We start from the raw sequence: 22,563 nt of genomic DNA on the forward strand, positions 1-22,563 counted from the left end.
AAATCGATCCGGTTTAAGGAATTATGCAGCAGTTTGCGCATGATCTTGGCCAAAAAGCGAGCGTCAAACAGCCACACGCGGATCGAAGCCTTCGAAGGTCATCTGGTCTGCATTGGCGAATGTGCGTCGGCGCGCCTCTTCGTCACGCACCGTCCAGGTGATGACGGGAATGCCCTTTTCGCGTTCGCCGGTGATGAAGGCATTCGGCAGGTCGTCATAATAATAGGAGATGAAATCGAGACCGATTTCCATCGCCTTTTCATGCGCCTTTAACTCTTCCGGCGTGTTGCCGTTGGCGGTCAGCCCGAGCGGGTAGGGTGAGCCAAGCGCCTTCAGATCGCGCAGCAGCCAGTGGTCGAAGCTCATCAGCGCCACCTTGCCTTCATAGCCTTCGAGGACCTCGAGCACCGCTTCGGCGAAACCTTCGTCATCGGCCTCGCGGCCCTTGAGCTCCAGCACCAATGGCACCTTGCCCTTGACGAGATCGAGAAGCTGGCGCAGCGTCGGCACCTTGTCGCTCGTGCCGCCAATGGCGATCAGTCCGAGTTCCCTGGAGGTGCGCTCGCGGATGTCGCCGTTGAGGTTGCACAGACGCTGCATATCCTCGTCGTGAAAGATGACCGGCACGGCGTCGGAGGCGTAGTGCAGGTCGCATTCGATCGCAAAGCCCGCTTCGACGGCGCGCGAGAAGGCCGAAAGCGTGTTTTCCCAGACATGCGTGTTGAGGTCGTGATAGCCGCGATGGGCGACCGGCAGTTCCCTGATCCAGGCAACATTGGTCATTCTGCGATTTCCATGATAGCGTCTATCTCGACGGTCGCATTCAACGGCAGGGCGGCCATGCCGACGGCAGCGCGCGCATGTTTTCCGGCTTCGCCAAGCACGCCGGCAATCAGGTTCGAAGCGCCGTTGATGACGAGATGCTGCTCGACGAAGTCGGGCGCCGAGGCTACGAAGCCGTTCAGCTTGATGACGCGCCGGATGCGGCCGAGATCGCCGCCAAGTGCGGCCTTCGCCTGGGCAAGGATGTTGATGGCGCAGAGTTCGGCGCCGCGCTGGCCCGTTGCAACGTCGACGGTCTTGCCGAGATGGCCCGAGACAGTGACCTTGCCGCCTTCGAGCGGCAGCTGGCCGGAGATGTAGAGAAGATTGCCGCTGATGACATAGGGAACGTAATTTGCAGCAGGTGCGGCGGCCTCGGGAAGGGTTATCCCCATCTCAATCAGGCGAGCCGCAATTTCATCGGGCATTTTCGTCTCCGCTTTTGTTGTCAATTCTTCAAAAATTATGCATCAAGACTAGATTCTTCAATATGACAGTTTCGAGCCTCGATTTGGCCGAAAGCGTTCTTATAACATGGCGACCGAGTCCAAGGAGTTAATGAATGTTCCGATCGAGTCTTGTCGCTCTGCTTCTCGCCAGCGTTTCCGCCAATGCATGGGCGGCTGCGCCCGCGGTTAGCGCTGCGATCGCGACCGGCCTCGTCGCACATCGCGCGGTCTACGATCTGGAATTGAAGGATGCCTCGGACCGCTCCGGCATCGCCGCCATGTACGGTCGCATGGTCTATGAGTTCGACGGCAGCTATTGCCAGGGCTTCACCACCAATTTCCGCTTCGTGACGCAGATCGACACCGGCGACAGCGTGCGTGTCAGCGATCAGCAGACGAAGACGTTCGAAAACCTGAAGGACGGCAAGTTCACTTTCGACACCAAATCCTTCACCGACGAGCAGCTCGATAAAGAGGTCAACGGTGCGGCGCAGGACCAGCCTGATGGTGTCAAGGTCGATCTCAAGCAGCCGGCGAGCCGCGAGCTGCAGCTTTTAGAAAGCCGTTTTCCCACAGAACATATGCTCGATGTGATCCAGCACGCCAAGGACGGCAAGCGCTTCTTCGAGGCGCGCGTTTTCGACGGTTCGGACGACGGCGACAAGTCGCTGGCGACGACGACGATCGTCGGCAAGCAGGAGACGCCGATCGCCGAGGAAGCCGATGCCGGCAACGCCGGCGCCTTCTCCAAGACGGCTTTCTGGCCGGTGACGATCGCCTATTTCAACGAAAGTGCGAAATCGGATGCGTTGCCGGTCTACCGCATGTCCTTCAAGCTCTATGAGAACGGCATTACCCGCGATCTGACGATGGATTACGGTGATTTCGTCCTGACCGGCAAGCTCGCCAAGCTGGAGCTGCTCGACCGCAAGGCCGAGGTTTGCAAGTAGGCGACGGGCTCTCGCCTGTCATAAAACTGTATCATAAAATTCACTATGGTTCGGCGATCAGCGATTAACATGGCGACCGAGTCCAAGGAGTTAATGAATGTTCCGATCGAGTCTTGTCGCTCTGCTTCTCGCCAGCGTTTCCGCCAATGCATGGGCGGCTGCGCCCGCGGTTAGCGCTGCGATCGCGACCGGCCTCGTCGCACATCGCGCGGTCTACGATCTGGAATTGAAGGATGCCTCGGACCGCTCCGGCATCGCCGCCATGTACGGTCGCATGGTCTATGAGTTCGACGGCAGCTATTGCCAGGGCTTCACCACCAATTTCCGCTTCGTGACGCAGATCGACACCGGCGACAGCGTGCGTGTCAGCGATCAGCAGACGAAGACGTTCGAAAACCTGAAGGACGGCAAGTTCACTTTCGACACCAAATCCTTCACCGACGAGCAGCTCGATAAAGAGGTCAACGGTGCGGCGCAGGACCAGCCTGATGGTGTCAAGGTCGATCTCAAGCAGCCGGCGAGCCGCGAGCTGCAGCTTTTAGAAAGCCGTTTTCCCACAGAACATATGCTCGATGTGATCCAGCACGCCAAGGACGGCAAGCGCTTCTTCGAGGCGCGCGTTTTCGACGGTTCGGACGACGGCGACAAGTCGCTGGCGACGACGACGATCGTCGGCAAGCAGGAGACGCCGATCGCCGAGGAAGCCGATGCCGGCAACGCCGGCGCCTTCTCCAAGACGGCTTTCTGGCCGGTGACGATCGCCTATTTCAACGAAAGTGCGAAATCGGATGCGTTGCCGGTCTACCGCATGTCCTTCAAGCTCTATGAGAACGGCATTACCCGCGATCTGACGATGGATTACGGTGATTTCGTCCTGACCGGCAAGCTCGCCAAGCTGGAGCTGCTCGACCGCAAGGCCGAGGTTTGCAAGTAGGCGACGGGCTCTCGCCTGTCATAAAACTGTATCATAAAATTCACTATGGTTCGGCGATCAGCGATGACTGAGTCGCCGTCTGTCGTCCTGCTTTTCGGGTCGGTGCGATCCTGGTGGCCAAGCCATTGCGACGACGTCTATCTGCTAGACTGCGTAGACCATTACGCATCGCAAGCTTGAAAGCCCGAACCATGGCCGACACCGATCTCGCGACTGTTCAGAATGCTGCCCTGCCGGTTGTTGTCGCCGATCCGGCGGAAATTGCCCGCATTTCCGATAGCATCAATATCACCGACCGTGCCGGCATTTCGGTCTATGGCGACCGCGCCCAGCAGGCGGTCAGCGATTATGCCGACAGGATCCTGCGCGAAGTCCGCAACAAGGACCTCGGCGATGTCGGCCGCCTGCTGACCGACATCATCCTCAAATCGAAAAGCCTCGATCCGGCATCGCTGAAGGATAAGGGTTTCCTCAGTCGCATGTTTCTCTCGGCCAAGGCCCAGCTCGAACGCTTCAAGGCGGAGTTCGAAGACGTGGCCGGCCAGATCGACCGGATCGGCCTGGAGCTCGACCGCCATAAGGATACGCTGAGGCGCGACATTGCGCTGCTCGACGACCTGCATGAGGAAACCAGGCATTCGATCATGCGGCTCGAGGCCTATGTTCAGGCCGGCAAGTCTTTTGCCGAGCGTTTCCGCAGCGTCGATCTGCCGAGGTTGAAGGCGCAAGCCGAGGCGGCGGCGACCGGCCCCGGCGGCGGCATGCTGGAGGCGCAGACCTATCAGGACAGCCTGCAGGCGCTCGACCGGCTGGAAAAGCGGGTCTTCTACCTGCAGCAGGCCCGCCAGCTCGGCATCCAGCAATTGCCGCAGATCCGCATCGTTCAGGCGGGCGACGAAACGCTGATCGAGAATCTGCAGGCGACTTCGGCGCTGACGGTGCCGGCCTGGAAGCAGAAGATGGTGATCCTGCTCGGCCTGACGCGGCAGAAATCGGCGCTCGACCTGCAGAAGACGGTGACTGACGCCACCAACGACATGATCCGCCAGGCATCCGAAATGATGAAGGACCAGGCGATCGCCATTGAGCAGCAGTCGCAGCGCGGCATCGTCGATATCGACACGCTCGCCAAGGCGAACAGGGATCTGATCGATACGATATCAGGCGTGCTGCAGGTTCAGGAGGAGGGGCGCCGCAAGCGGGCGCTCGCCGAACAGCAGATGGAGCAGATGACGATCGAACTCAAGAAGGCGATGACCCAGGCGTGATCGGCAAGATGACGATGCGAGCACTGCTTTCAGGCCTGGCCCTTCTTGCCGCTCTGCCCCTTGCCGGCTGCAACCCTTTTGGCCAGGGGCCGGATTTCTCAATCGTATCGGGATCGGAGAACACCGTTCTGCAGCCGATCCTCGAAGAATTCTGCAAACAGAAGAACGCCACCTGCACCTTCAAGTATGAAGGCACGCTCGATATCGGTCTGGCGCTGCAGAGCGACCAGGGCGTCACGCAGGATGTGGTCTGGCCGGCCTCCAGCGTCTGGGTCGACATGTTCGACACCAAGCGCCGCGTCAAGAGCCTGACCTCGATCGCCCAGACGCCGGTGGTCTTGGGCGTGCGCAGGTCGAAGGCGCAGCAGCTCGGCTGGATCGGCAAGGACGTCTTCATGAAGGACATTCTCGCTGCCGTCGAGAGCGGATCGCTGAAGTTTCTGATGACCTCGGCGACGCAATCCAATTCGGGCGCCAGCGCCTATCTTGCCATGCTGTCGAGCGCGCTCGGCAACAAGCCGGTGATCGAACCCGGCGATCTCGACGACAAACACGTCCAGGAGAGCGTCCGGTCGCTGCTGTCAGGTGTCGTGCGCTCTTCCGGCTCTTCCGGCTGGCTTGCCGATCTTTATGTCGAATCCGCCGGCAAGGGCACGGTCTATGATGCGATGTGGAATTATGAGGCGGTGCTGAAGGAAACCAACGACAAGCTCGCCGCCCTGTCGCAGGAACCGCTTTACGCGATCTATCCGGCCGATGGTGTGGCCATGGCGGATTCGCCGATCGGTTTCGTCGATCATGGCCGCGGGCCTGAAGTCCAGACCTTCTTCAACGACCTGCTCGCCTATCTCAGCTCGGCCCCCGTGCAGCAGCGCATCGCCGATACCGGCCGGCGTATTCCCTTGACCGGCGTTGCCGCAAAGCCGGAGCCGAGCTGGAATTTCGATCCCGCCCGGCTGGTGACGGCAATCCGCATGCCGGAGGCGGGCGTCATCCGCCAGGCGCTCAACCTTTATCAGGCCGCGCTGCGCAAACCGTCCCTGACCGCGCTCTGCCTCGATTTTTCCGGCTCGATGCAGGGTGACGGCGAGGATCAGCTGCAGAAGGCGATGCGTTTCCTGTTGACGCCTGACGAGGCGAGCAAGGTGCTGGTGCAATGGTCGCCCGCCGATCAGATCATCGTCATTCCCTTCGACGGCACCGTGCGCAACGCCTTCATGGCGAGTGGAAATCCGCTGGAGCAGGAGGGGCTGCTGAACGAGATTTCTCGGCAGAAGGCCAATGGCGGCACGAACATGTATGCCTGCGCCGCACGGGCTCTGCAGCAGATTGCCCGAACCGACGGGCTCTCGACTTATCTGCCTGCCATCGTCATCATGACCGATGGCAAGTCCGATGATAAAAGCCAGGCCTTCACCAGAGAATGGAACGCGATGGAGCCGCATGTGCCGATCTTTGGCATCACATTCGGCGATGCCGACAAGACCCAGCTCGACAGCCTCGCCAAGCTGACCTCGGCGCGCGTGTTCGACGGCGGCTCGGATCTCGCCACCGCCTTCCGCACCGCGCGAGGCTACAATTAGGACAGGCATGCGCAACTGGCTCGGCAATGACGGCAACTGGATCGTGGCGGGACTGGCGGCGGCAATCACCGTACCGCTCTTGAGCTTTGCCGCCGGCATGCCCTTCTGGATCGCCGCCATCATCGCCCTTCTGGTCTTTGCCGGCCTCGTCATTCTGCTTGCGCCGCGCCGGCTGTTCGAAGGCCTCGATATCAAGAGCATCGGCAGCGGGCGCGTCGCCTTTGCCCGCGACCTGCTGGAGGCCGCCGTTCCCTTTGCACAGAGGCTGGAGACTGCCGCCGACACGATAAGCGATCGTCAGATGGCAGCCGCAGTCCGGCATCTCGCCGAAATCGCCGCCGATGTCTTTCACAAGGTCGAGGCCAAGCCCGAAAGCGCCAATGCCGTGCGGCGGTTCCTCTCCTATTATCTGCCGCGTGCTGCCGAGGTGGCGGAAGGTTTTGCCGTGATCGAGGCCAAGCGCGTTCCAGACCCCAAGCAGTTGGAGGAGGTGCGCGGCGTGCTGGTCAAGCTCGAAGAAGCCTTCGTCCATTATGCCGACAGCCTGGTCGATGAGGAACTCGGCACGCTCGACACCGATCTGCGCCTCATCCAGGCATCGCTCAAAGAGGATATCGGACGCTGATGGCCCTTTCTCGTCGCGCCTTTGGAGTGGGACTGCTCGGAGCCGGCGTCGTCGGCACCGGCGGTTATTTCGCCGTCCGGGATCGGCCGGAATTGCAGGGCCTGCTCGGCAGCCGCACGACGCTGTTCGGCTTCGTCGGCGGCGAGAAGGAGGCCTTCCTGGCCGATCCCGACGTCATCAGGGCGCTCGGCGGATACGGATTGACGGTGGGCAGCCGTGTCGCCGGCTCCGTCGAGATGGTCCGCGAACAGGCGCTGCTGTCGCAGCATCCGCAATTCCTCTGGCCGTCCTCCTCGATCATGGTCGATATCGCCCGGCAGAACGGCATTTCTATCCGTAACGACCGCGTCGTGCTGAACACGCCGATCGTCGTCTATTCCTGGCAGCCCGTCGTCGACGGACTGATGAAAGCGGGATTGGTGACGGTGACGAACGAAGGCCATCATCAGCTCGATCTCAAGGCGCTGCTTGATGCGATCCTTGCCGGATCCGACTGGTCGAAGCTCGGCGTCAATTCTCTCTATGGCCGCGCCCGCATTGTATCGACCGATCCCAACCGCTCCAATTCCGGCTTCATGTTCGCAGGTCTGGTGCTCAGCCTGTTCAGCGGCAATGTCGCGACTTCAGGCGATCTTGCCATCTTCGGCGGCAAGGTGCAGGCGATCTTCCGCAATATGGGCTTCAAGTCGCCGTCCTCAGGCAAACTTTTCGACCAGTATCTCGCAGGCGGCCTCGGCGGCGAGCCGATGATCGTCGGCTATGAGAACCAGCTGGTCGAATGGATCCTCGCCGATCCCGCACGCTGGGAGCGAATCAAGGCGAGTGCCGGCGCAAAGCCGGTGGTGCTCTATCCGCGCCCGACCGTCTATTCAGCGCATCCGCTGATCGTCGTCGACGAGAACGCCAACCGACTGATCGAAGCGCTGGTGAGCCCGAAGCTCCAGGAGCTTGCCTGGACGAGACACGGCTTCCGCGGCCCGCTGGGGACCGCCACCGGCAACGCCGACAGCGCGATCGGCACCCTGCTGCCAGCCGAGGTCGATGCCATCCTGCCGATGCCCGACGCAGGCGTCATGCTGTCGCTGCTGCCGACGCTGGCAAGCTGAGCCGCCAGGTTTTTTCGGCATAAGCCTTGCTTTTGCGCGAAATCGAATGTATGGGCACCGGCATTCCACACGTAAGGCATGGGATCGTCCGGGAGAAATCCGGGCTGTTCCGCCCGGTGGCATCCTCGAAGAGGGTGCTGTTCGCCTTGCGGAGGTTCAACCGGAAAAGGAGTAACAAGGCATGGCATTGCCTGATTTTTCTATGCGCCAGCTGCTTGAAGCAGGCGTCCACTTCGGCCACCAGACGCATCGCTGGAACCCGAAGATGAAGCCGTACATTTTCGGCGATCGCAACAACATTCACATCATCGATCTGGCCCAGACCGTTCCGATGCTGTCGCGCGCCCTTCAGGTCGTCAGCGACACCGTTGCCCGCGGCGGCCGCGTTCTCTTCGTCGGCACCAAGCGCCAGGCGTCTGAGATCATTGCCGACAGCGCCAAGCGCTCGGCCCAGTACTACGTCAACTCGCGCTGGCTCGGCGGCATGATGACGAACTGGAAGACGATCTCCAACTCGATCCAGCGCCTGCGCAAGCTCGACGAGATCCTGAACGGCGAAGCCCAGGGCTTCACCAAGAAGGAACGCCTGAACCTCGAGCGCGAACGCGAAAAGCTGGACAAGGCTCTTGGCGGTATCCGCGATATGGGCGGCACGCCCGACCTGATGTTCATCATCGACACCAACAAGGAAAAGATCGCGATCGACGAAGCCAAGCGCCTCGGCATCCCAGTTGTCGCCATCATCGATTCGAACTGCGATCCGGACCTGATCGACTATCCGATCCCGGGTAACGACGACGCATCGCGCGCGATCGCTCTTTACTGCGAGCTGATCTCCCGCGCCGCCATCGACGGCATCGCGCGTCAGCAGGGCTCTTCCGGCCGCGATCTCGGCGCATCCTCCGAAGTTCCGGTCGAGCCGGCTCTCGAGGAAGCAGCCGAAGGCTGATGAAGGCGGGCGGATCGAAAGGTCCGCCAATGCTTGCAGAGACTGGGAAAGGCCGCTCGCGACTCATCGAAGTTCGGCGGCCTTGCCTGTTTCAAGGGGAGGGCGTCAGGCTCTCCGCCCGATAAGTTTCGTTATGGCGCGTCTTCATCACGCTGTCATACATACAGGTACATTTCGTGCCTCAATCCGGTGCCGAGCCGCGCTTTGCGGCCCACCGTATGAACCGACAAGAGGAAGCTAATGAGCGAGATTACGGCTGCAATGGTGAAGGAACTGCGCGAAAAGACCGGCGCAGGCATGATGGACTGCAAGAAGGCTCTTGCTGAAACCGCTGGCGACATGGAAGCGGCGATCGACTGGTTGCGTGCCAAGGGCATCGCCAAGGCCGACAAGAAGTCCGGCCGCACCGCTGCCGAAGGCCTCATCGGCGTTTCGAGCCAGGGCACCAAGGCCGTTGTCGTCGAAGTCAATTCCGAAACCGACTTCGTCGCCCGTAACGATGCCTTCCAGGAGCTCGTCCGCGGCATCGCCAAGGTCGCCGTATCCACCGACGGCACCGTCGATGCCGTTGCCGCTGCGATCTACCCGGCATCCGGCAAGTCCGTGTCCGACACGATCAAGGATGCGATCGCAACGATCGGCGAGAACATGAACCTGCGCCGTTCGGTTGCTCTCTCGGTCGAGGACGGCGTCGTCGCCACCTATATCCACAATGCTGTTTCCGACGGCCTCGGCAAGCTCGGCGTTCTCGTTGCGCTGAAATCGACCGGCGACAAGGAAGCCCTGAACGCCATCGGCCGTCAGGTTGCCATGCACATCGCCGCCACTGCGCCGCTGGCGATCCGCCCGGAAGAAGTCGATGCCGCCGTCGCCGAGCGCGAGCGCAACGTCTTCATCGAGCAGTCGCGCGCTTCCGGCAAGCCGGACAATATCATCGAGAAGATGGTCGACGGCCGCATGCGCAAGTTCTTCGAGGAAGTCGCCCTTCTCTCGCAGGCTTTCGTCATCAATCCGGATCTGACGGTCGCAGCCGCCATCAAGGAAGCTGAAAAGGCCGTCGGCGCGCCGATCGAGGTTGCCGGCATGGCCCGTCTGCTGCTCGGCGAAGGCGTCGAGAAGGAAGAAACCGACTTCGCGGCCGAAGTCGCTGCTGCCGTCAAGGGTTGATCTTCCAGCCATAATTGGGAAAACACGAGGGGCATCGCGTGACAACGCGGTGCCCTTCGTGTATCGGGCATTCACGGCAATTTACGAGGAGCCAAGATGTCTTTAGAGCCTGTCTATAAACGTGTTCTACTCAAGGCTTCCGGCGAAGCGCTCATGGGTGGCCAGGGTTTCGGGATCGATGTGACGGTGGCGGACCGCATTGCATCCGACATCGCCGAGGCACGGCATATGGGCGTGGAAGTCGGCGTCGTCGTCGGTGGCGGCAATATCTTCCGCGGTGTCGCGGTAGCGTCCAAGGGCGGCGACCGGGTGACCGGCGACCATATGGGCATGCTCGGCACCATCATCAATGCGCTGGCGCTGGCAACCTCGCTGCGCAAGCTGAACATCGATACGGTGGTGCTTTCGGCCATCTCCATGCCCGAGATCTGCGAGAGCTTTTCGCAGCGCGCAACCCTTTATCATCTGTCGATGGGCCGCGTGGTGATCTTTGCCGGCGGCACGGGCAACCCCTTTTTCACCACCGATTCCGCCGCAGCACTCCGCGCGGCCGAAATGGGTGCGGAAGCGATCTTCAAGGGCACCCAGGTGGACGGCATCTATACCGCCGACCCGAAGAAATATCCCGATGCGACCCGCCTCGACCGGCTGACGCACCAGGAAGTGCTGGACAGGGGGCTTGCGGTGATGGACGTTGCCGCCGTAGCGCTCGCCAGGGAGAATTCCATTCCGATCATCGTCTTCTCGATCCACGAGAAGGGTGGTTTTGCTGAAATCTTGACGGGCGGTGGTCTCAAGACCATCGTCTCCGACAACTGATATAAGCTGCGCCGCGGTTTCGGCGCAGCCCTCGCTAGAACATGATGATTTTAGGCCCGGTGGGGCCTAAAATCTGAATCATGTTCTACATTAAATAGTTAGAGCATGATGTCGCCCGAAAACCGCTGACACTTTTCGGCATCATGCTCTAGACGGGAGCATCCATATGAGTGAAGGTATCGACATCAAGGAACTGAAGCGCCGCATGGACGGTGCAATTTCCGCATTCAAGAGCGACATCGCATCGCTGCGCACCGGCCGTGCTTCGGCCAACATCCTCGACCCGGTGACGATCGAGGCCTATGGTTCGCGCATGCCGCTGAACCAGGTCGCCAACATCACCGTGCCCGAGCCGCGCATGCTGTCGGTTTCCGTCTGGGACAAGTCGATGGTCAGCGCCGTCGAGCGCGGCATTCGCGAATCCAATCTCGGCCTCAACCCGATCGTCGATGGCCAGAACCTGCGCATTCCGCTGCCGGAGCTGAACGAGGAGCGCCGCAAGTCGCTCGTCAAGGTGGCCCACGACTATGCCGAAAAGAGCAAGGTGGCGATTCGCCATGTCCGCCGCGACGGCATGGACGGCCTTAAGAAAGCCGAAAAAGACGGCGTAATCGGCCAGGACGAGAGCCGGGCGCAGTCGGAACGTGTACAGAAGATGACGGACGAGACGATTTCCGAAATCGACCGCTTGCTTGGCGAGAAGGAAAAGGAAATCATGCAGGTCTAGTGGATCTGTGCCTTTGCCTGGAAAGACCGGACGGGAAATGTCGGAATCTGTATTTGTGACTGTGCCAGAGCATGTTGCCATCATCATGGATGGCAATGGCCGTTGGGCCAAGCAGCGTGGCCTGCCGCGCACGATGGGCCATCGCAAGGGCGTTGAGGCGGTGCGCGAGACAGTCCGCGCCGCCGGTGCGGCCGGCATAAAATATCTGACCCTCTTTGCCTTCTCCTCGGAGAACTGGCGCCGGCCCGAAGCCGAGGTTTCCGATCTGCTCGGCCTGCTCAAGGCTTTCATCCGGCGCGACCTCGCCGAGTTGCATCGCCAGAACGTGCGCATCAAGGTGATCGGCGACCGCCACAGCCTGCGCAGCGATATTCTGGGCCTGTTGCTGGAGGCGGAGGAGACGACCAAAGACAACACGTCACTGACGCTGGTCATCGCCTTCAACTATGGTTCGCGCGACGAGATCGCCCGCGCCGTCGTCAGTCTCGCCCGCGACGTCGAGGCCGGCCGGCTGAGAGCGCAGGATATTACACCGGCGCTGATCAACGCCCGTCTTGACACGGCCGGCATTCCCGATCCGGATCTCATTATCCGCACCAGCGGCGAAGAGCGGCTTTCCAACTTCCTTCTCTGGCAGGCCGCCTATTCGGAATTCATCTTCCTTCCGGAATATTGGCCGGATTTCAGCTCCGAGATCTTCCGCTCGGCGCTCGAGACATTCGCCTCTCGTGACCGGCGCTTCGGCGGCCTGTCGTCGCAGGCGGCCGCGGTCGGCACCTGATGCAGCAGGAACTGAAGCTCCGCATCGTTTCAGGACTGATTCTTGCGGCCATCGTTCTTGCCGCTACCTGGTATGGCGGCCTTGCCTTTCGTGTGTTGGCGGTCGTGATCGGCCTGCTGATCTACTATGAATGGTCGAAAATGACAGGCATCTCGCGGGATTGGGTCGCCAATGCCGTCGGCTGGATCGGCGAGGCGGCGATTGCCTTCCTTGTGCTTGTCGGCAATTTCGAATTCGCCGCCGGTATGCTGGCCGGCGTCACCGCCGTCGGCATCGCCCTGATCATCCTGCAGGGCACGAGCCGCTGGTTGCCAGTGGGCCTGTTTTATGCCGGCGCCACCGGCCTGGTGCTTGCCGCGATCAGAAGCGATGACCGGCCTGGCCTTTACGCCATGCTCTTCGTCTTTGCGGTCGTCTGGGCAACGGATATCCTTGCCTATTTCGTCGGCAGGGCGCTTGGCGGGCCTAAGCTTGCCCCTTCGATCTCGCCCGGAAAGACCTGGTCGGGTGCAATCGGCGGCGCCATTTCGGCGATCATAGCCGGCGTTGTTCTCATCCATTTTCTCCTTCCGGGCGCTGAAATCATCGCCGCCGGCGTGGCGTTCGTTCTCTCGGTTTGCAGCCAGTTGGGCGATCTTTTCGAATCATTCATCAAGCGAAAATTCGGCGTCAAGGATTCGAGCCGTCTCATTCCGGGCCATGGCGGCGTCATGGACCGTGTCGACGGACTGATTTTCGCCTGTTTTTCGGCGTTCTTGCTTGCTGGGGTTTTTTCCCTGATAAAGGGGGCCGGAATGACGTCGCTTGGCGCGGCATTGTTCGGGCTCTGACAACACGGCAGTCTGACGGAAAGGACTCATGGAAACGATGAGCGGCATATACGCATTTCTGATGGGGAACATCGTTACCTTCATCCTCGTGCTGTCACTGCTCGTCTTTGTGCATGAGATGGGCCATTACCTCGTCGGGCGCTGGAGCGGCATTCGCATCCTTGCCTTTTCCGTCGGCTTCGGTCCGGAGATCTTCGGCTTCACCGACCGCCACGGAACGCGCTGGAAGATTTCGGTAATCCCCCTTGGCGGCTATGTCCGGTTCTTCGGCGACGAAGATGCCTCGAGCAAACCCGACACCGACAAGATCGCCGCCATGTCCGAGGAGGACAGGGCGCGCTCCTTTGCCGGCGCCAAGCTGTGGAAACGCGCTGCAACCGTCGCGGCTGGCCCGATCGCCAATTTTCTGCTGGCGATCGCCATCTTCACCATTCTTTTCTCGGTCTATGGCCGCACGATCGCCGATCCTGTCGTTGCCGAGGTCAAGCCCGACGGCGCAGCCGCTGCCGCCGGCATCCTTCCAGGCGATCTGCTGGTCGCCATTGACGGTGGCAAGGTCGAGACCTTCGACGACGTGCGCCGCTATGTCGGCATCCGCCCGAGCCAGAAGATTGTCGTGACGATCGAGCGCGCCGGCCAGAAACTCGATGTGCCGATGGTGCCGCAGCGCGTAGACCAGACGGACCAGTTCGGCAACAAGGTCGAGCTCGGCCAGATAGGCATCGTCACCAGCCGAGAGGCCGGGAACTTCCGCCTGAAGACCTATACGCCGCTGCAGTCGTTGCGCGAGGCTGTGATCGAGACCCGCGACATTGTCACCGGCACCTTCAAATATATCGGCAACATCTTCAGCGGAACGATGCGCGCCGATCAATTAGGCGGGCCGATCCGCGTGGCGCAAGCTTCGGGCCAGATGGCGTCGCTTGGAATAGGCGCAGTGTTGCAGCTTGCTGCGGTGCTTTCTGTTTCGATAGGATTGCTTAACCTGATGCCGGTTCCGGTACTTGATGGCGGCCACCTGATGTTCTATGCGGTGGAAGCGGTGAGGGGGAAACCGCTCGGCTCTTCGGCCCAGGAAATTGCATTTCGCATCGGCCTGGCGATGATACTGACATTGATGGTTTTCACGACCTGGAACGACATTGGCTCGTTGAGAGGGTAAACGAGCAAGGCGAGGCTAATTACTATTTATTTACGATGTTTCAAGGCTGTAGTGGCGAATGGGCCACGCTTGCAAATGAAGTAAACAGAAATTAACGACCTGCCTTGCTTGTATGTCAAAAGCGGGTAAAACGACACACGTGACCGGAATCGGGTTTTCCTGGGGCCGGGGACGAGGGAAACAAAAGGTAATGGGTGAAATGAAGGCTGGTTCAAAGTTTTTGAACGCAGTATCGGCGGTTGCGCTGTCTGCTGGTGTTGTTGCTTCGGGCGCAGGTGCTGTGACGTTCGTTTCCGCTACGGCCGCTGAGGCCGCGGTCATCCAGCGCATCGATGTGCGCGGCGCAAGCCGTGTCGGCGCGGAAGCCGTCCGGTCGAACCTCACCATCGCTCCTGGAAAGAGTTTTTCGAACAGCGATATCGATGCCTCGGTCAAGCAGCTCTACGGGACGGGTTATTTCTCCGACGTCAAGATCTCGGTTTCCGGAAGCACGCTGGTCGTCAACGTTCAGGAAGCCCAGCTCGTCAATCAGGTCGTCTTCAACGGCAACCGCAAGATCAAGGACGACAAGCTCGCGACGATCGTCCAGACCCACGCTGCCGGTCCCTACAGCGACACCCAGATTCAGGCCGACATCCAGTCGATCAAGGAAGCTTACGCTGCCACCGGCCGCAGCGAGGTCGAAGTCACGACGCAGGTGGTGCCGCTCGGCGAAGGCCGCGTCAACCTTGCCTTCGTCATCAACGAGGGTGACCGCACCAAGATCGATTCGATCAATTTTGTCGGCAACAATGCCTACAGCGCCGGCCGCCTGGCTGCCGTGATCGCCACCAAGCGTTCGAACTTTCTTTCGTTCCTGACCCGCAAGGACGTCTACAACGAAGACAAGCTCCACGCCGACGAAGAAGCGCTGCGTCAGTTCTATTACAATCGCGGCTACGCCGACATGCGCATCGTCTCTTCCGATGCCACCTTCGACGACGCGACCAACAAATACACGCTCACCTTCAACATCGAGGAAGGCCAGCGCTACGACTTCGGACCGGTGACCGTCCAGTCGACCGTCGAAGGCGTCGGCTCAGAGCAGCTGCAGCCGCTGGTGCGCACCCGCGAAGGCCAGGTCTACAACGCCAAGGAAGTCCAGAAGTCGATCGAGGCGATCTCCGATCAGGTGGCGTCAGCCGGTTATCCCTTTGCGCGCGTCACGCCGCGCGGTAACCGCGACCTCAACAACAACACGATCGGTGTCGAATATCTGGTCGACCAGGGCGAGCGCGCCTATGTCGAGCGCATCGAGATCCGCGGCAACAGCCGCACGCGCGACTATGTCATTCGCCGCGAATTCGACATGAGCGAAGGCGATGCCTTCAATCAGCAGATGATCACCAAGGCCAAGCGTCGCCTCGAAGCGCTCGGTTATTTCTCCTCGGTCAACATCTCCACCCAGCCGGGCAGTTCGCCGGACCGCGTCGTGGTGATCGTCGACGTGCAGGATCAGTCGACCGGTTCGTTCGGTGTCGGCGCGGGTTATGCCGCCGGTGGCGACGGTCTGTTGCTCGAAGCCTCGATCGAGGAAAAGAACTTCCTCGGTCGTGGCCAGTACATCCGCATCTCGGCCGGTGGCGGCCAGGAAGGCTCGCGCGCCTACGGTGTCAGCTTCACCGAACCCTATTTCCTCGGTTACCGTCTGGCGGCAGGCTTCGACGTCAACCGCAGCGAAACGTCGAGCAACGACGACTACGACTACGAGGAAACCAGCGTCGTCCTGCGTGTGACTGCGCCGATCACCGAAGATCTGGCGACGACCTTCCGTTATAACTACAAGCAGATGAATTACGACGGGGATACCTCTGACCTGTCGGCGACCTACGCCAATCTGGTCGATGAGAGCCCGTGGACGCGCTCTTCCGTCTCGCAGACGCTGACCTACAACACGCTTGACGACACTGTCCTGCCGCGTGAAGGCATCTATGCAACGGCGACGCAGGAACTTGCCGGCCTCGGCGGCGACTCGCAGTTCTACAAGATCTACGGCAAGGCCCGTTATTATCATCTGCTTGCCGACGATGCCGATATCATCGGCTCCGTCTCGGCTTCGGCTGGTTATGTCGTCCCCTTGGGTGACCATCTGAACGTCTTCGACCAGTTCACGCTGACCAACGGCGATATTCGCGGTTTCGAGAACAAGGGTATCGGCCCGCGCATCACCGGGGACCACGATGACCCGCTCGGTGGCACGACCTATTTCACGGCGTCTGCTGAAGCGACTTTCCCAATGCCGGGCTTCCCGCGTGACTTCAATCTGCGAGGCGCAGTCTTTGCCGATGCCGGCACGCTGTTTGGCAATGATGTCGAGCTTCTCGGGTCCGATCAGGCCGAGGGCACCAGCGCTTCGCTGCGCGCTTCCGTCGGTGTCGGTGTCGTCTGGCAGTCTCCCTTCGGTGCATTGCGTCTGGATTACGCGATCCCGGTCCTCAAGGAAGACTTCGACAAGACGCAGAACTTCAAGTTTGGCATCAACAACCAATTCTGATATCGGCAGTCCGGAACTGTAAGACTCAATTCCGTTCTGGAGCATTGCCGATGGAGCAAAACGTTTTTTTTCTGCCCCATGAAGGTCTGAAGCTCGCTGAGCTGGCAGAGTTTCTTGGGGCGGAACTTGCCAATTCCGACTATGCCGATGTTGTCGTCAGGTCCGTTGCTCCCATCAGCCGGGCCCGGGCAGGCGATGTCTGTTATATCCTGTCGCGCCGCAGCCGCGATGAGCTGGCGACATGCGAAGCCTCGGCAGTGATCTGCGACAAGGCGCTCGCCGATCTCGTACCCCCCCATATCCCGGTCATCCTGTCGTCCAATCCACATGCGGCTTTCGCGATGGCGGGCGGCCTGTTCTATCCCGCGGCATTGCGCCCGGTCGTCTTTTCCGGTGAAAGCGAGATCGCGCCAAGCGCGGTGATCGATCCGAGCGCCAAGCTTGAAAAGGGCGTGATCGTCGAGCCGCTGGCCGTCATCGGAGCGCATGCCGAGATCGGCGAAGGGACGCGCATCGGCGCCCACAGCATCATCGGTCCGAATGTCAAGATTGGCCGGGATTGTTCGATTGCGGCCGGCGCCAGCATTCTCTGCGCGCTGCTCGGCAATGGCGTCATCATCCACAACGGCGCGCGCATCGGCCAGGATGGTTTCGGTTATGCGCCGGGCCCGCGCGGCATGATCAAGATCGTCCAGATCGGCCGAGTGATCATCCAGGATAATGTCGAGATCGGCGCCAACACCTCGATCGACCGTGGCACCATGGACGATACGGTCATTGGCGAAGGCACCAAGATCGACAACCAGGTACAGATCGGCCACAACGTTCAGATCGGCCGCCATTGCGCCATCGTTGCGCAGGTCGGCATCGCCGGCAGCGCGAAGATCGGCAATGGCGTTCAGATCGGCGGCCAGGTCGGTATCAAGGGGCATGTGACGATCGGCGACGGCGTGCAGATCGCCGCCCAAAGCGGTATCATGACCGATCTTGCCGCCGGCGGACAATATGGTGGTACACCTGGGCGTCCGCTGAATGACTATCTGAGAGATGTCGCGCAACAGATGTCAAAGACGAAGCTGCGCGGGAAGAAACCTGGAGGCGAGCAAAATGACTGAGGAAGCCACGACAACGCTTTCTTCGGCTGACATCATCGAGATCATGAAACTGCTGCCGCATCGCTACCCGTTTCTGATGGTCGACAAGATCATCGAGATCGACGGCGACAATACGGCGATTGGCATCAAGAACGTCACGGTGAACGAGCCGCATTTCACCGGTCATTTTCCGGAATCTCCGATCATGCCCGGCGTTCTCTTGATCGAGGGCATGGCCCAGACCGCGGGTGCGATCTGTGCCAAGAAGGATGGCCAGCCAGGCAACCTCGTCTATTTCATGACCATCGAGAATGCGCGCTTCCGCAAGCCCGTCGTACCCGGCGATCGTGTTGAATTCCATGTCAGGAAGCACAAGCAGCGCGGCAATATCTGGAAATTCCATTGCGACGCCAAGGTCGACGGCGCTCTTGTCGCCGAAGCCGATATCGGCGCGATGATCGTTCGTAAGGATCAGGCATGAGCACTATCGCCGAAAGCGCCCGCATTCATCCGATGGCTGTCGTCGAAGACGGCGCGAGCATCGGTGAGGGCGTCAAGATCGGTCCCTTCTGCCATGTCGGGCCGCACGTCGTCCTCAATGCGAATGTCGAGCTTTTGTCGCATGCGGTCGTGACCGGCCGCACCGTGATCGGCAAGGGCACGCGCATCTTCCCGATGGCGGTCGTCGGCGGTGATCCGCAGAGTGTGCATCACGGCGGCGAGGAGACGACACTGACGGTCGGCGCCAACTGCACGATCCGCGAAGGCGTGACGATGAACACCGGCACGGCCGATTTCGGCGGCCAGACGATCGTGGGCGACAACAACCTCTTCCTTGCCAATTCGCACGTCGCGCATGACTGCCGGGTGGGCAACCACGTGATCATGTCGAACAACGTCATGCTCGCCGGCCATGTCGTCGTCGAGGATCGCGTCATCCTGGGCGGCGGCTCGGCCGTTCACCAGTTCACCCGCGTCGGTCGTCAGGCCTTCGTCGGCGGGCTCTCGGCGGTGAGTTACGACGTCATTCCCTACGGCATGCTGAACGGCAATCCCGGGCTGCTGAGCGGCCTCAACGTCGTCGGCATGACGCGCGCCGGCGTCGACCGCGCCGTCATTCACAGGGTGCGGCGCGCCTACAAGTCGATCTTCGAAGGACCGGGCTCCGTCCGCGAAAACGCCGCCGCCATCCGCGAAGAATATGCTGATTGCGAGCAGGCGGTCCACATCCTCGACTTCATCGCCGCCGACAGCGACCGCGCCTTGTCCTCGCCAACCCGGGGGCAGAAGGGCTAGTCCGTGACTCTTTCCGGCGATACCGCTGCGGGCCGGCTGGCGATCATCGCCGGCGGCGGCTTTCTGCCTTCCTATGTCGCGGAAGCCGCGCGCGCGGCGGGCGAAAATCCCGTCATCGTCGCGCTGAAGGACGAAAGCGACCGGCGCTGGGAAGGGTATGACCATGCCGTCATCGGCATCGGCGATTTTGCAGCTCTAGAGGGACTCTTGAACCGCTACGGCATCGGCCGTGTCGTCATGTCCGGCAGCGTGCGGCGCCGGCCGGAATGGCGCGAGGTGCGCCCGACGCTGCGCACGCTGATGAAGATGCCGGCCACGATCCGCACCTTGTTGTCCGGCGGCGACGATACGGTGCTGCAGATGGTGATCCGGCTGATCGAGGGAAACGGTCGCCGCGTCGTCGGCGCTCATGAGATCGCTCCCGACCTTCTTGCCTACGTCGGTCCGCTTGGCGCTGCAGCGCCTGGCGAGGAAGACCGGCGCGATATCAGGCGCGCAGCCGATGCCGCTGAGATGCTGGGCCGGCTCGATGTCGGCCAGGGCGCCGTCGCCATCGGCGGGCGTATCGTCGCGCTGGAGGGTCTTGAGGGCACGGACGAGATGCTGGAGCGTGTCGCGGGTCTCAGAGCCGCCGGGCGCATCTCGCCGCGCCGCCGTGGCGCACTCGTCAAACTCTGCAAGCCGCAACAGGATATCCGCGCCGACTTGCCGGCGATCGGTGTTTCCACGGTTCTGAACGCGAGGAAAGCCGGCCTTGCCGGCGTCGCCGTCGAGGCCGGCCGCTCGCTGGTGCTCGATCGCGCCGCCGTCATCAAAGCCGCCGATGAGGCTGGGCTCTTCGTCTGCGGCATCGATCGCGGCCTGCCGGGATGGGGGCTTGAATGAACGGGGCGCCACTGAAGATCGCCGTCATTGCCGGCGAGGTGTCGGGGGATCTGCTCGGTGCCGATCTCATCGCCGCCCTGAAGCGGATTCATAGCGGGCCGGTGGAACTCGTCGGCGTCGGCGGCGAGGGGCTGCAGGCCGAAGGCTTGAGATCCCTGTTCGATTTCTCCGAGCTGTCGATCATGGGCATCACCCAGGTGCTGAGCCGGTTGCCAAAGCTCTATACGCTGATCCGCCAGACGACGGCTGCCATCATCGCCGCAAGGCCGGATATTCTTCTCATCATCGACAGCCCGGACTTCACCCATCGCGTCGCCAAGCGTGTCCGCACCGCGCTGCCCGATCTGCCGGTTGTCAACTACGTCTGTCCGAGCGTCTGGGCCTGGAAGGAATATCGCGCCACGCGCATGCTCGCCTATGTCGATCATGTGCTCGCCGTCCTGCCTTTTGAGCCGGCAGTCATGCACACGCTCGGCGGGCCCGAGACCACCTATGTCGGCCATCGCCTGGTTGTCGATCCGGCGCTGCTCGAAGCGCGGCGGCTGCGCGCCGGGCCAGCGCCGGTCGAGGAGGCGGGCAAGACGATCCTGATGCTTCCGGGGTCAAGATCCTCCGAAGTCGCCAAGCTCCTGCCGTTCTTCGAGGATGCCGCCAAAGAACTCGTCGCCCGCAACGGCCCGATGCGCTTCCTGCTGCCGACCGTGCCGCACAACGAAGCGCTGGTGAAGGGTCTCGTCGCAGGCTGGGCCACGCCGCCTGAAGTGGTGGTCGGGTCGGCGCAGAAATGGAAGGCCTTTGCCGAAGCGGATGCGGCGATGGCAGCCTCCGGCACGGTGATCCTCGAACTCGCCCTCGCCGGCGTGCCGACGGTGTCCGTTTACAAGACGGATTGGATCATCCGCCTGCTAAGCCTGCGCATCAAGGTGTGGACGGGCGCATTGCCCAATATCATCGCCGATTATGCGGTCGTGCCTGAATATCTGAACGAGGTGGTCCGCGGCGCCAGCTTGGCGCGCTGGATGGAGCGGCTGTCGGCCGATACGTTCCAGCTAAAGGCAATGAACGAGGGTTACGATCTCGTCTGGCAACGCATGCAGACCGAAAAGCCGCCCGGCGAGCACGCCGCCGAGATCCTTCTCGACGTGCTGAAAAAGAAAAAACCCGGTCGTTTCTGACCGGGTTTTCTTTTGGGTTCTTTATGAAGCGATCAGCGCTTCGAAACCGGAATGTAGTCGCGCTTCGGTTCGCCGACATAGAGCTGGCGCGGACGGCCGATGCGCTGTTCCGGATCCTCGATCATCTCGTTCCACTGCGCGATCCAGCCGACGGTGCGGGCGAGCGCGAAGAGCACGGTGAACATGGTCGTGGGGAAGCCCAGCGCCTTCAGCGTGATGCCGGAATAGAAGTCGATGTTCGGATAGAGCTTCTTCTCGATGAAATATTCGTCGGTGAGCGCGATGCGCTCCAGCTCCATCGCCACTTCGAGCAACGGATCGTCCTTGATGCCGAGTTCGCCGAGCACTTCATGCGTCGTCTTCTGCATGATCTTGGCGCGCGGATCGTAGTTCTTGTAGACGCGGTGACCGAAGCCCATCAAGCGGAACGGATCGTTCTTGTCCTTGGCGCGGGCGACATATTCCGGAATGCGGTCGACCGTGCCGATTTCGTTCAGCATGTTGAGGGCTGCTTCGTTGGCGCCGCCATGCGCGGGCCCCCAGAGGCAGGCGATGCCGGCGGCGATGCAGGCGAACGGGTTGGCCCCCGACGAACCGGCGAGACGGACGGTCGAGGTCGAGGCGTTCTGCTCATGATCGGCATGAAGGATGAAGATGCGGTCCATGGCGCGGGCAAGCACCGGATTGACCACATATTCCTCGCAAGGCACGGCAAAGCACATGCGCAGGAAGTTCGAGGCATAGTCGAGGTCGTTCTTCGGATAAACGAAGGGCTGGCCGATATGGTACTTGTAGGCCATGGCGGCAAGCGTCGGCATCTTGGCGATCATGCGCAGGCTGGCGACCATGCGCTGGTGCGGATCGGTGATGTCGGTGGAGTCGTGATAGAAGGCCGACAGTGCGCCGACGCAGCCGCACATGACGGCCATCGGATGCGCATCGCGGCGGAAGCCGGTGAAGAAGCGGCTCATCTGCTCGTGCACCATGGTGTGGTGCGTGACGCGGTAATCGAAATCCTTCTTCTGTACGGTGGTCGGCAGTTCGCCGTAGAGCAGGAGGTAGCAGACTTCGAGGAAGTCGCCGTGCTCGGCGAGCTGCTCGATCGGATAGCCGCGATGCAGCAGGACGCCTTCGTCGCCGTCGATGTACGTGATTTTCGATTCACAGGATGCGGTCGAGGTAAAGCCCGGATCGTAGGTGAAGGAAGCGGTGTTCTTATACAGGGCACCGATATCGATGACGCTCGGGCCGATCGTGCCGCTTTTGACAGCAAGGTCGACAGACTTGTCACCGATTTTTATTGTAGCGCTTTGATCCGTCATGCTGATCCTCCGAAATGGCGGTGGCGCCATAAAAGCGCCATAGGGGTTAAGCGTCCTCACCGATAGCTATATGATCGCGAGGCTAA

At 61.1% G+C, this 22,563-nt stretch carries 22 protein-coding genes; 19 read left to right on the forward strand and 3 right to left on the reverse strand.

What is annotated here, in order from left to right; genetic code table 11:
- Positions 1–63 precede the first annotated feature (63 nt).
- Positions 64–783: a glycerophosphodiester phosphodiesterase gene (locus BA011_RS06260; RefSeq protein WP_065279802.1), complete on the reverse strand. Its 720-nt coding sequence runs from the start codon at positions 781–783 to the stop codon at positions 64–66.
- The gene (locus tag BA011_RS06265) at positions 780–1,250 is read right to left on the reverse strand and encodes a RidA family protein (protein WP_065279803.1); all 471 of its coding nucleotides are present in this window, start codon (positions 1,248–1,250) and stop codon (positions 780–782) included. The genes BA011_RS06260 and BA011_RS06265 overlap by 4 nt, the downstream gene beginning before the upstream one ends.
- A gap of 134 nt (positions 1,251–1,384) precedes the next feature.
- Between BA011_RS06265 and BA011_RS06270 the strand changes: the two genes are divergently transcribed.
- From BA011_RS06270 to lpxB, 19 genes are all read left to right on the forward strand, one after another.
- On the forward strand, positions 1,385–2,221 hold the full coding sequence (locus BA011_RS06270) for a cell envelope integrity EipB family protein (RefSeq protein WP_065279804.1): 837 nt from the start codon (positions 1,385–1,387) through the stop codon (positions 2,219–2,221).
- Between the two features lie 97 nt (positions 2,222–2,318).
- Entirely contained in the window at positions 2,319–3,155 is an 837-nt protein-coding gene (locus tag BA011_RS06275) for a cell envelope integrity EipB family protein (RefSeq protein ID WP_065279804.1), read from the forward strand.
- 191 nt (positions 3,156–3,346) lie between these two features.
- On the forward strand, positions 3,347–4,423 hold the full coding sequence (locus tag BA011_RS06280; protein WP_065279805.1) for a toxic anion resistance protein: 1,077 nt from the start codon (positions 3,347–3,349) through the stop codon (positions 4,421–4,423).
- A gap of 14 nt (positions 4,424–4,437) precedes the next feature.
- Positions 4,438–6,006: a substrate-binding domain-containing protein gene (locus BA011_RS06285; RefSeq protein ID WP_065282428.1), complete on the forward strand. Its 1,569-nt coding sequence runs from the start codon at positions 4,438–4,440 to the stop codon at positions 6,004–6,006.
- 7 nt (positions 6,007–6,013) lie between these two features.
- Positions 6,014–6,631 (forward strand): 5-bromo-4-chloroindolyl phosphate hydrolysis family protein, encoded by a 618-nt coding sequence (locus BA011_RS06290; RefSeq protein WP_065279806.1) that lies wholly within the window; start codon positions 6,014–6,016, stop codon positions 6,629–6,631.
- Positions 6,631–7,737: a substrate-binding domain-containing protein gene (locus BA011_RS06295; RefSeq protein ID WP_065279807.1), complete on the forward strand. Its 1,107-nt coding sequence runs from the start codon at positions 6,631–6,633 to the stop codon at positions 7,735–7,737. Before BA011_RS06290 ends, BA011_RS06295 begins: the two co-directional genes overlap by 1 nt.
- Before the next feature lie 181 nt (positions 7,738–7,918).
- The gene (gene rpsB / locus BA011_RS06300) at positions 7,919–8,686 is read left to right on the forward strand and encodes a 30S ribosomal protein S2 (RefSeq protein WP_003539287.1); all 768 of its coding nucleotides are present in this window, start codon (positions 7,919–7,921) and stop codon (positions 8,684–8,686) included.
- A 240-nt stretch (positions 8,687–8,926) separates the two neighbouring features.
- Positions 8,927–9,853 carry a translation elongation factor Ts gene (tsf, locus tag BA011_RS06305; RefSeq protein ID WP_065279808.1) on the forward strand — a complete coding sequence of 309 codons (927 nt, stop codon included), beginning with the start codon at positions 8,927–8,929 and terminating at the stop codon, positions 9,851–9,853.
- A 96-nt stretch (positions 9,854–9,949) separates the two neighbouring features.
- The gene (gene pyrH, locus BA011_RS06310; protein ID WP_003539289.1) at positions 9,950–10,672 is read left to right on the forward strand and encodes a UMP kinase; all 723 of its coding nucleotides are present in this window, start codon (positions 9,950–9,952) and stop codon (positions 10,670–10,672) included.
- A 166-nt stretch (positions 10,673–10,838) separates the two neighbouring features.
- Entirely contained in the window at positions 10,839–11,399 is a 561-nt protein-coding gene (gene frr / locus BA011_RS06315; protein ID WP_018241888.1) for a ribosome recycling factor, read from the forward strand.
- A 37-nt stretch (positions 11,400–11,436) separates the two neighbouring features.
- On the forward strand, positions 11,437–12,180 hold the full coding sequence (locus BA011_RS06320; RefSeq protein WP_017960280.1) for an isoprenyl transferase: 744 nt from the start codon (positions 11,437–11,439) through the stop codon (positions 12,178–12,180).
- Positions 12,180–13,010, forward strand: coding sequence for a phosphatidate cytidylyltransferase (locus tag BA011_RS06325; protein ID WP_065279809.1), 831 nt, complete (start codon positions 12,180–12,182; stop codon positions 13,008–13,010). The genes BA011_RS06320 and BA011_RS06325 overlap by 1 nt, the downstream gene beginning before the upstream one ends.
- Positions 13,011–13,038: 28 nt before the next feature.
- Positions 13,039–14,172: an RIP metalloprotease RseP gene (gene rseP, locus BA011_RS06330; protein WP_003539293.1), complete on the forward strand. Its 1,134-nt coding sequence runs from the start codon at positions 13,039–13,041 to the stop codon at positions 14,170–14,172.
- Between the two features lie 199 nt (positions 14,173–14,371).
- Complete coding sequence (bamA, locus tag BA011_RS06335) at positions 14,372–16,705, forward strand: outer membrane protein assembly factor BamA (RefSeq protein ID WP_065282429.1); 2,334 nt, start codon at positions 14,372–14,374, stop codon at positions 16,703–16,705.
- 50 nt (positions 16,706–16,755) lie between these two features.
- Positions 16,756–17,820: a UDP-3-O-(3-hydroxymyristoyl)glucosamine N-acyltransferase gene (gene lpxD / locus BA011_RS06340; RefSeq protein ID WP_065279810.1), complete on the forward strand. Its 1,065-nt coding sequence runs from the start codon at positions 16,756–16,758 to the stop codon at positions 17,818–17,820.
- Entirely contained in the window at positions 17,813–18,280 is a 468-nt protein-coding gene (gene fabZ, locus BA011_RS06345) for a 3-hydroxyacyl-ACP dehydratase FabZ (protein ID WP_003539296.1), read from the forward strand. The genes lpxD and fabZ overlap by 8 nt, the downstream gene beginning before the upstream one ends.
- Complete coding sequence (gene lpxA / locus BA011_RS06350) at positions 18,277–19,095, forward strand: acyl-ACP--UDP-N-acetylglucosamine O-acyltransferase (RefSeq protein WP_065279811.1); 819 nt, start codon at positions 18,277–18,279, stop codon at positions 19,093–19,095. Before fabZ ends, lpxA begins: the two co-directional genes overlap by 4 nt.
- 3 nt (positions 19,096–19,098) lie before the next feature.
- Positions 19,099–19,980, forward strand: coding sequence for an LpxI family protein (locus BA011_RS06355; RefSeq protein ID WP_065279812.1), 882 nt, complete (start codon positions 19,099–19,101; stop codon positions 19,978–19,980).
- On the forward strand, positions 19,977–21,155 hold the full coding sequence (gene lpxB / locus BA011_RS06360) for a lipid-A-disaccharide synthase (protein ID WP_065279813.1): 1,179 nt from the start codon (positions 19,977–19,979) through the stop codon (positions 21,153–21,155). The genes BA011_RS06355 and lpxB overlap by 4 nt, the downstream gene beginning before the upstream one ends.
- A gap of 32 nt (positions 21,156–21,187) precedes the next feature.
- On the opposite strand, the gene gltA is transcribed toward lpxB, so the two are convergent.
- Positions 21,188–22,477 (reverse strand): citrate synthase, encoded by a 1,290-nt coding sequence (gene gltA, locus BA011_RS06365; RefSeq protein ID WP_003539304.1) that lies wholly within the window; start codon positions 22,475–22,477, stop codon positions 21,188–21,190.
- Between the last annotated feature and the right edge of the window lie 86 nt (positions 22,478–22,563).

The sequence above is a fragment of the Rhizobium leguminosarum genome (assembly GCF_001679785.1).
GTDB lineage: Bacteria > Pseudomonadota > Alphaproteobacteria > Rhizobiales > Rhizobiaceae > Rhizobium > Rhizobium leguminosarum_R.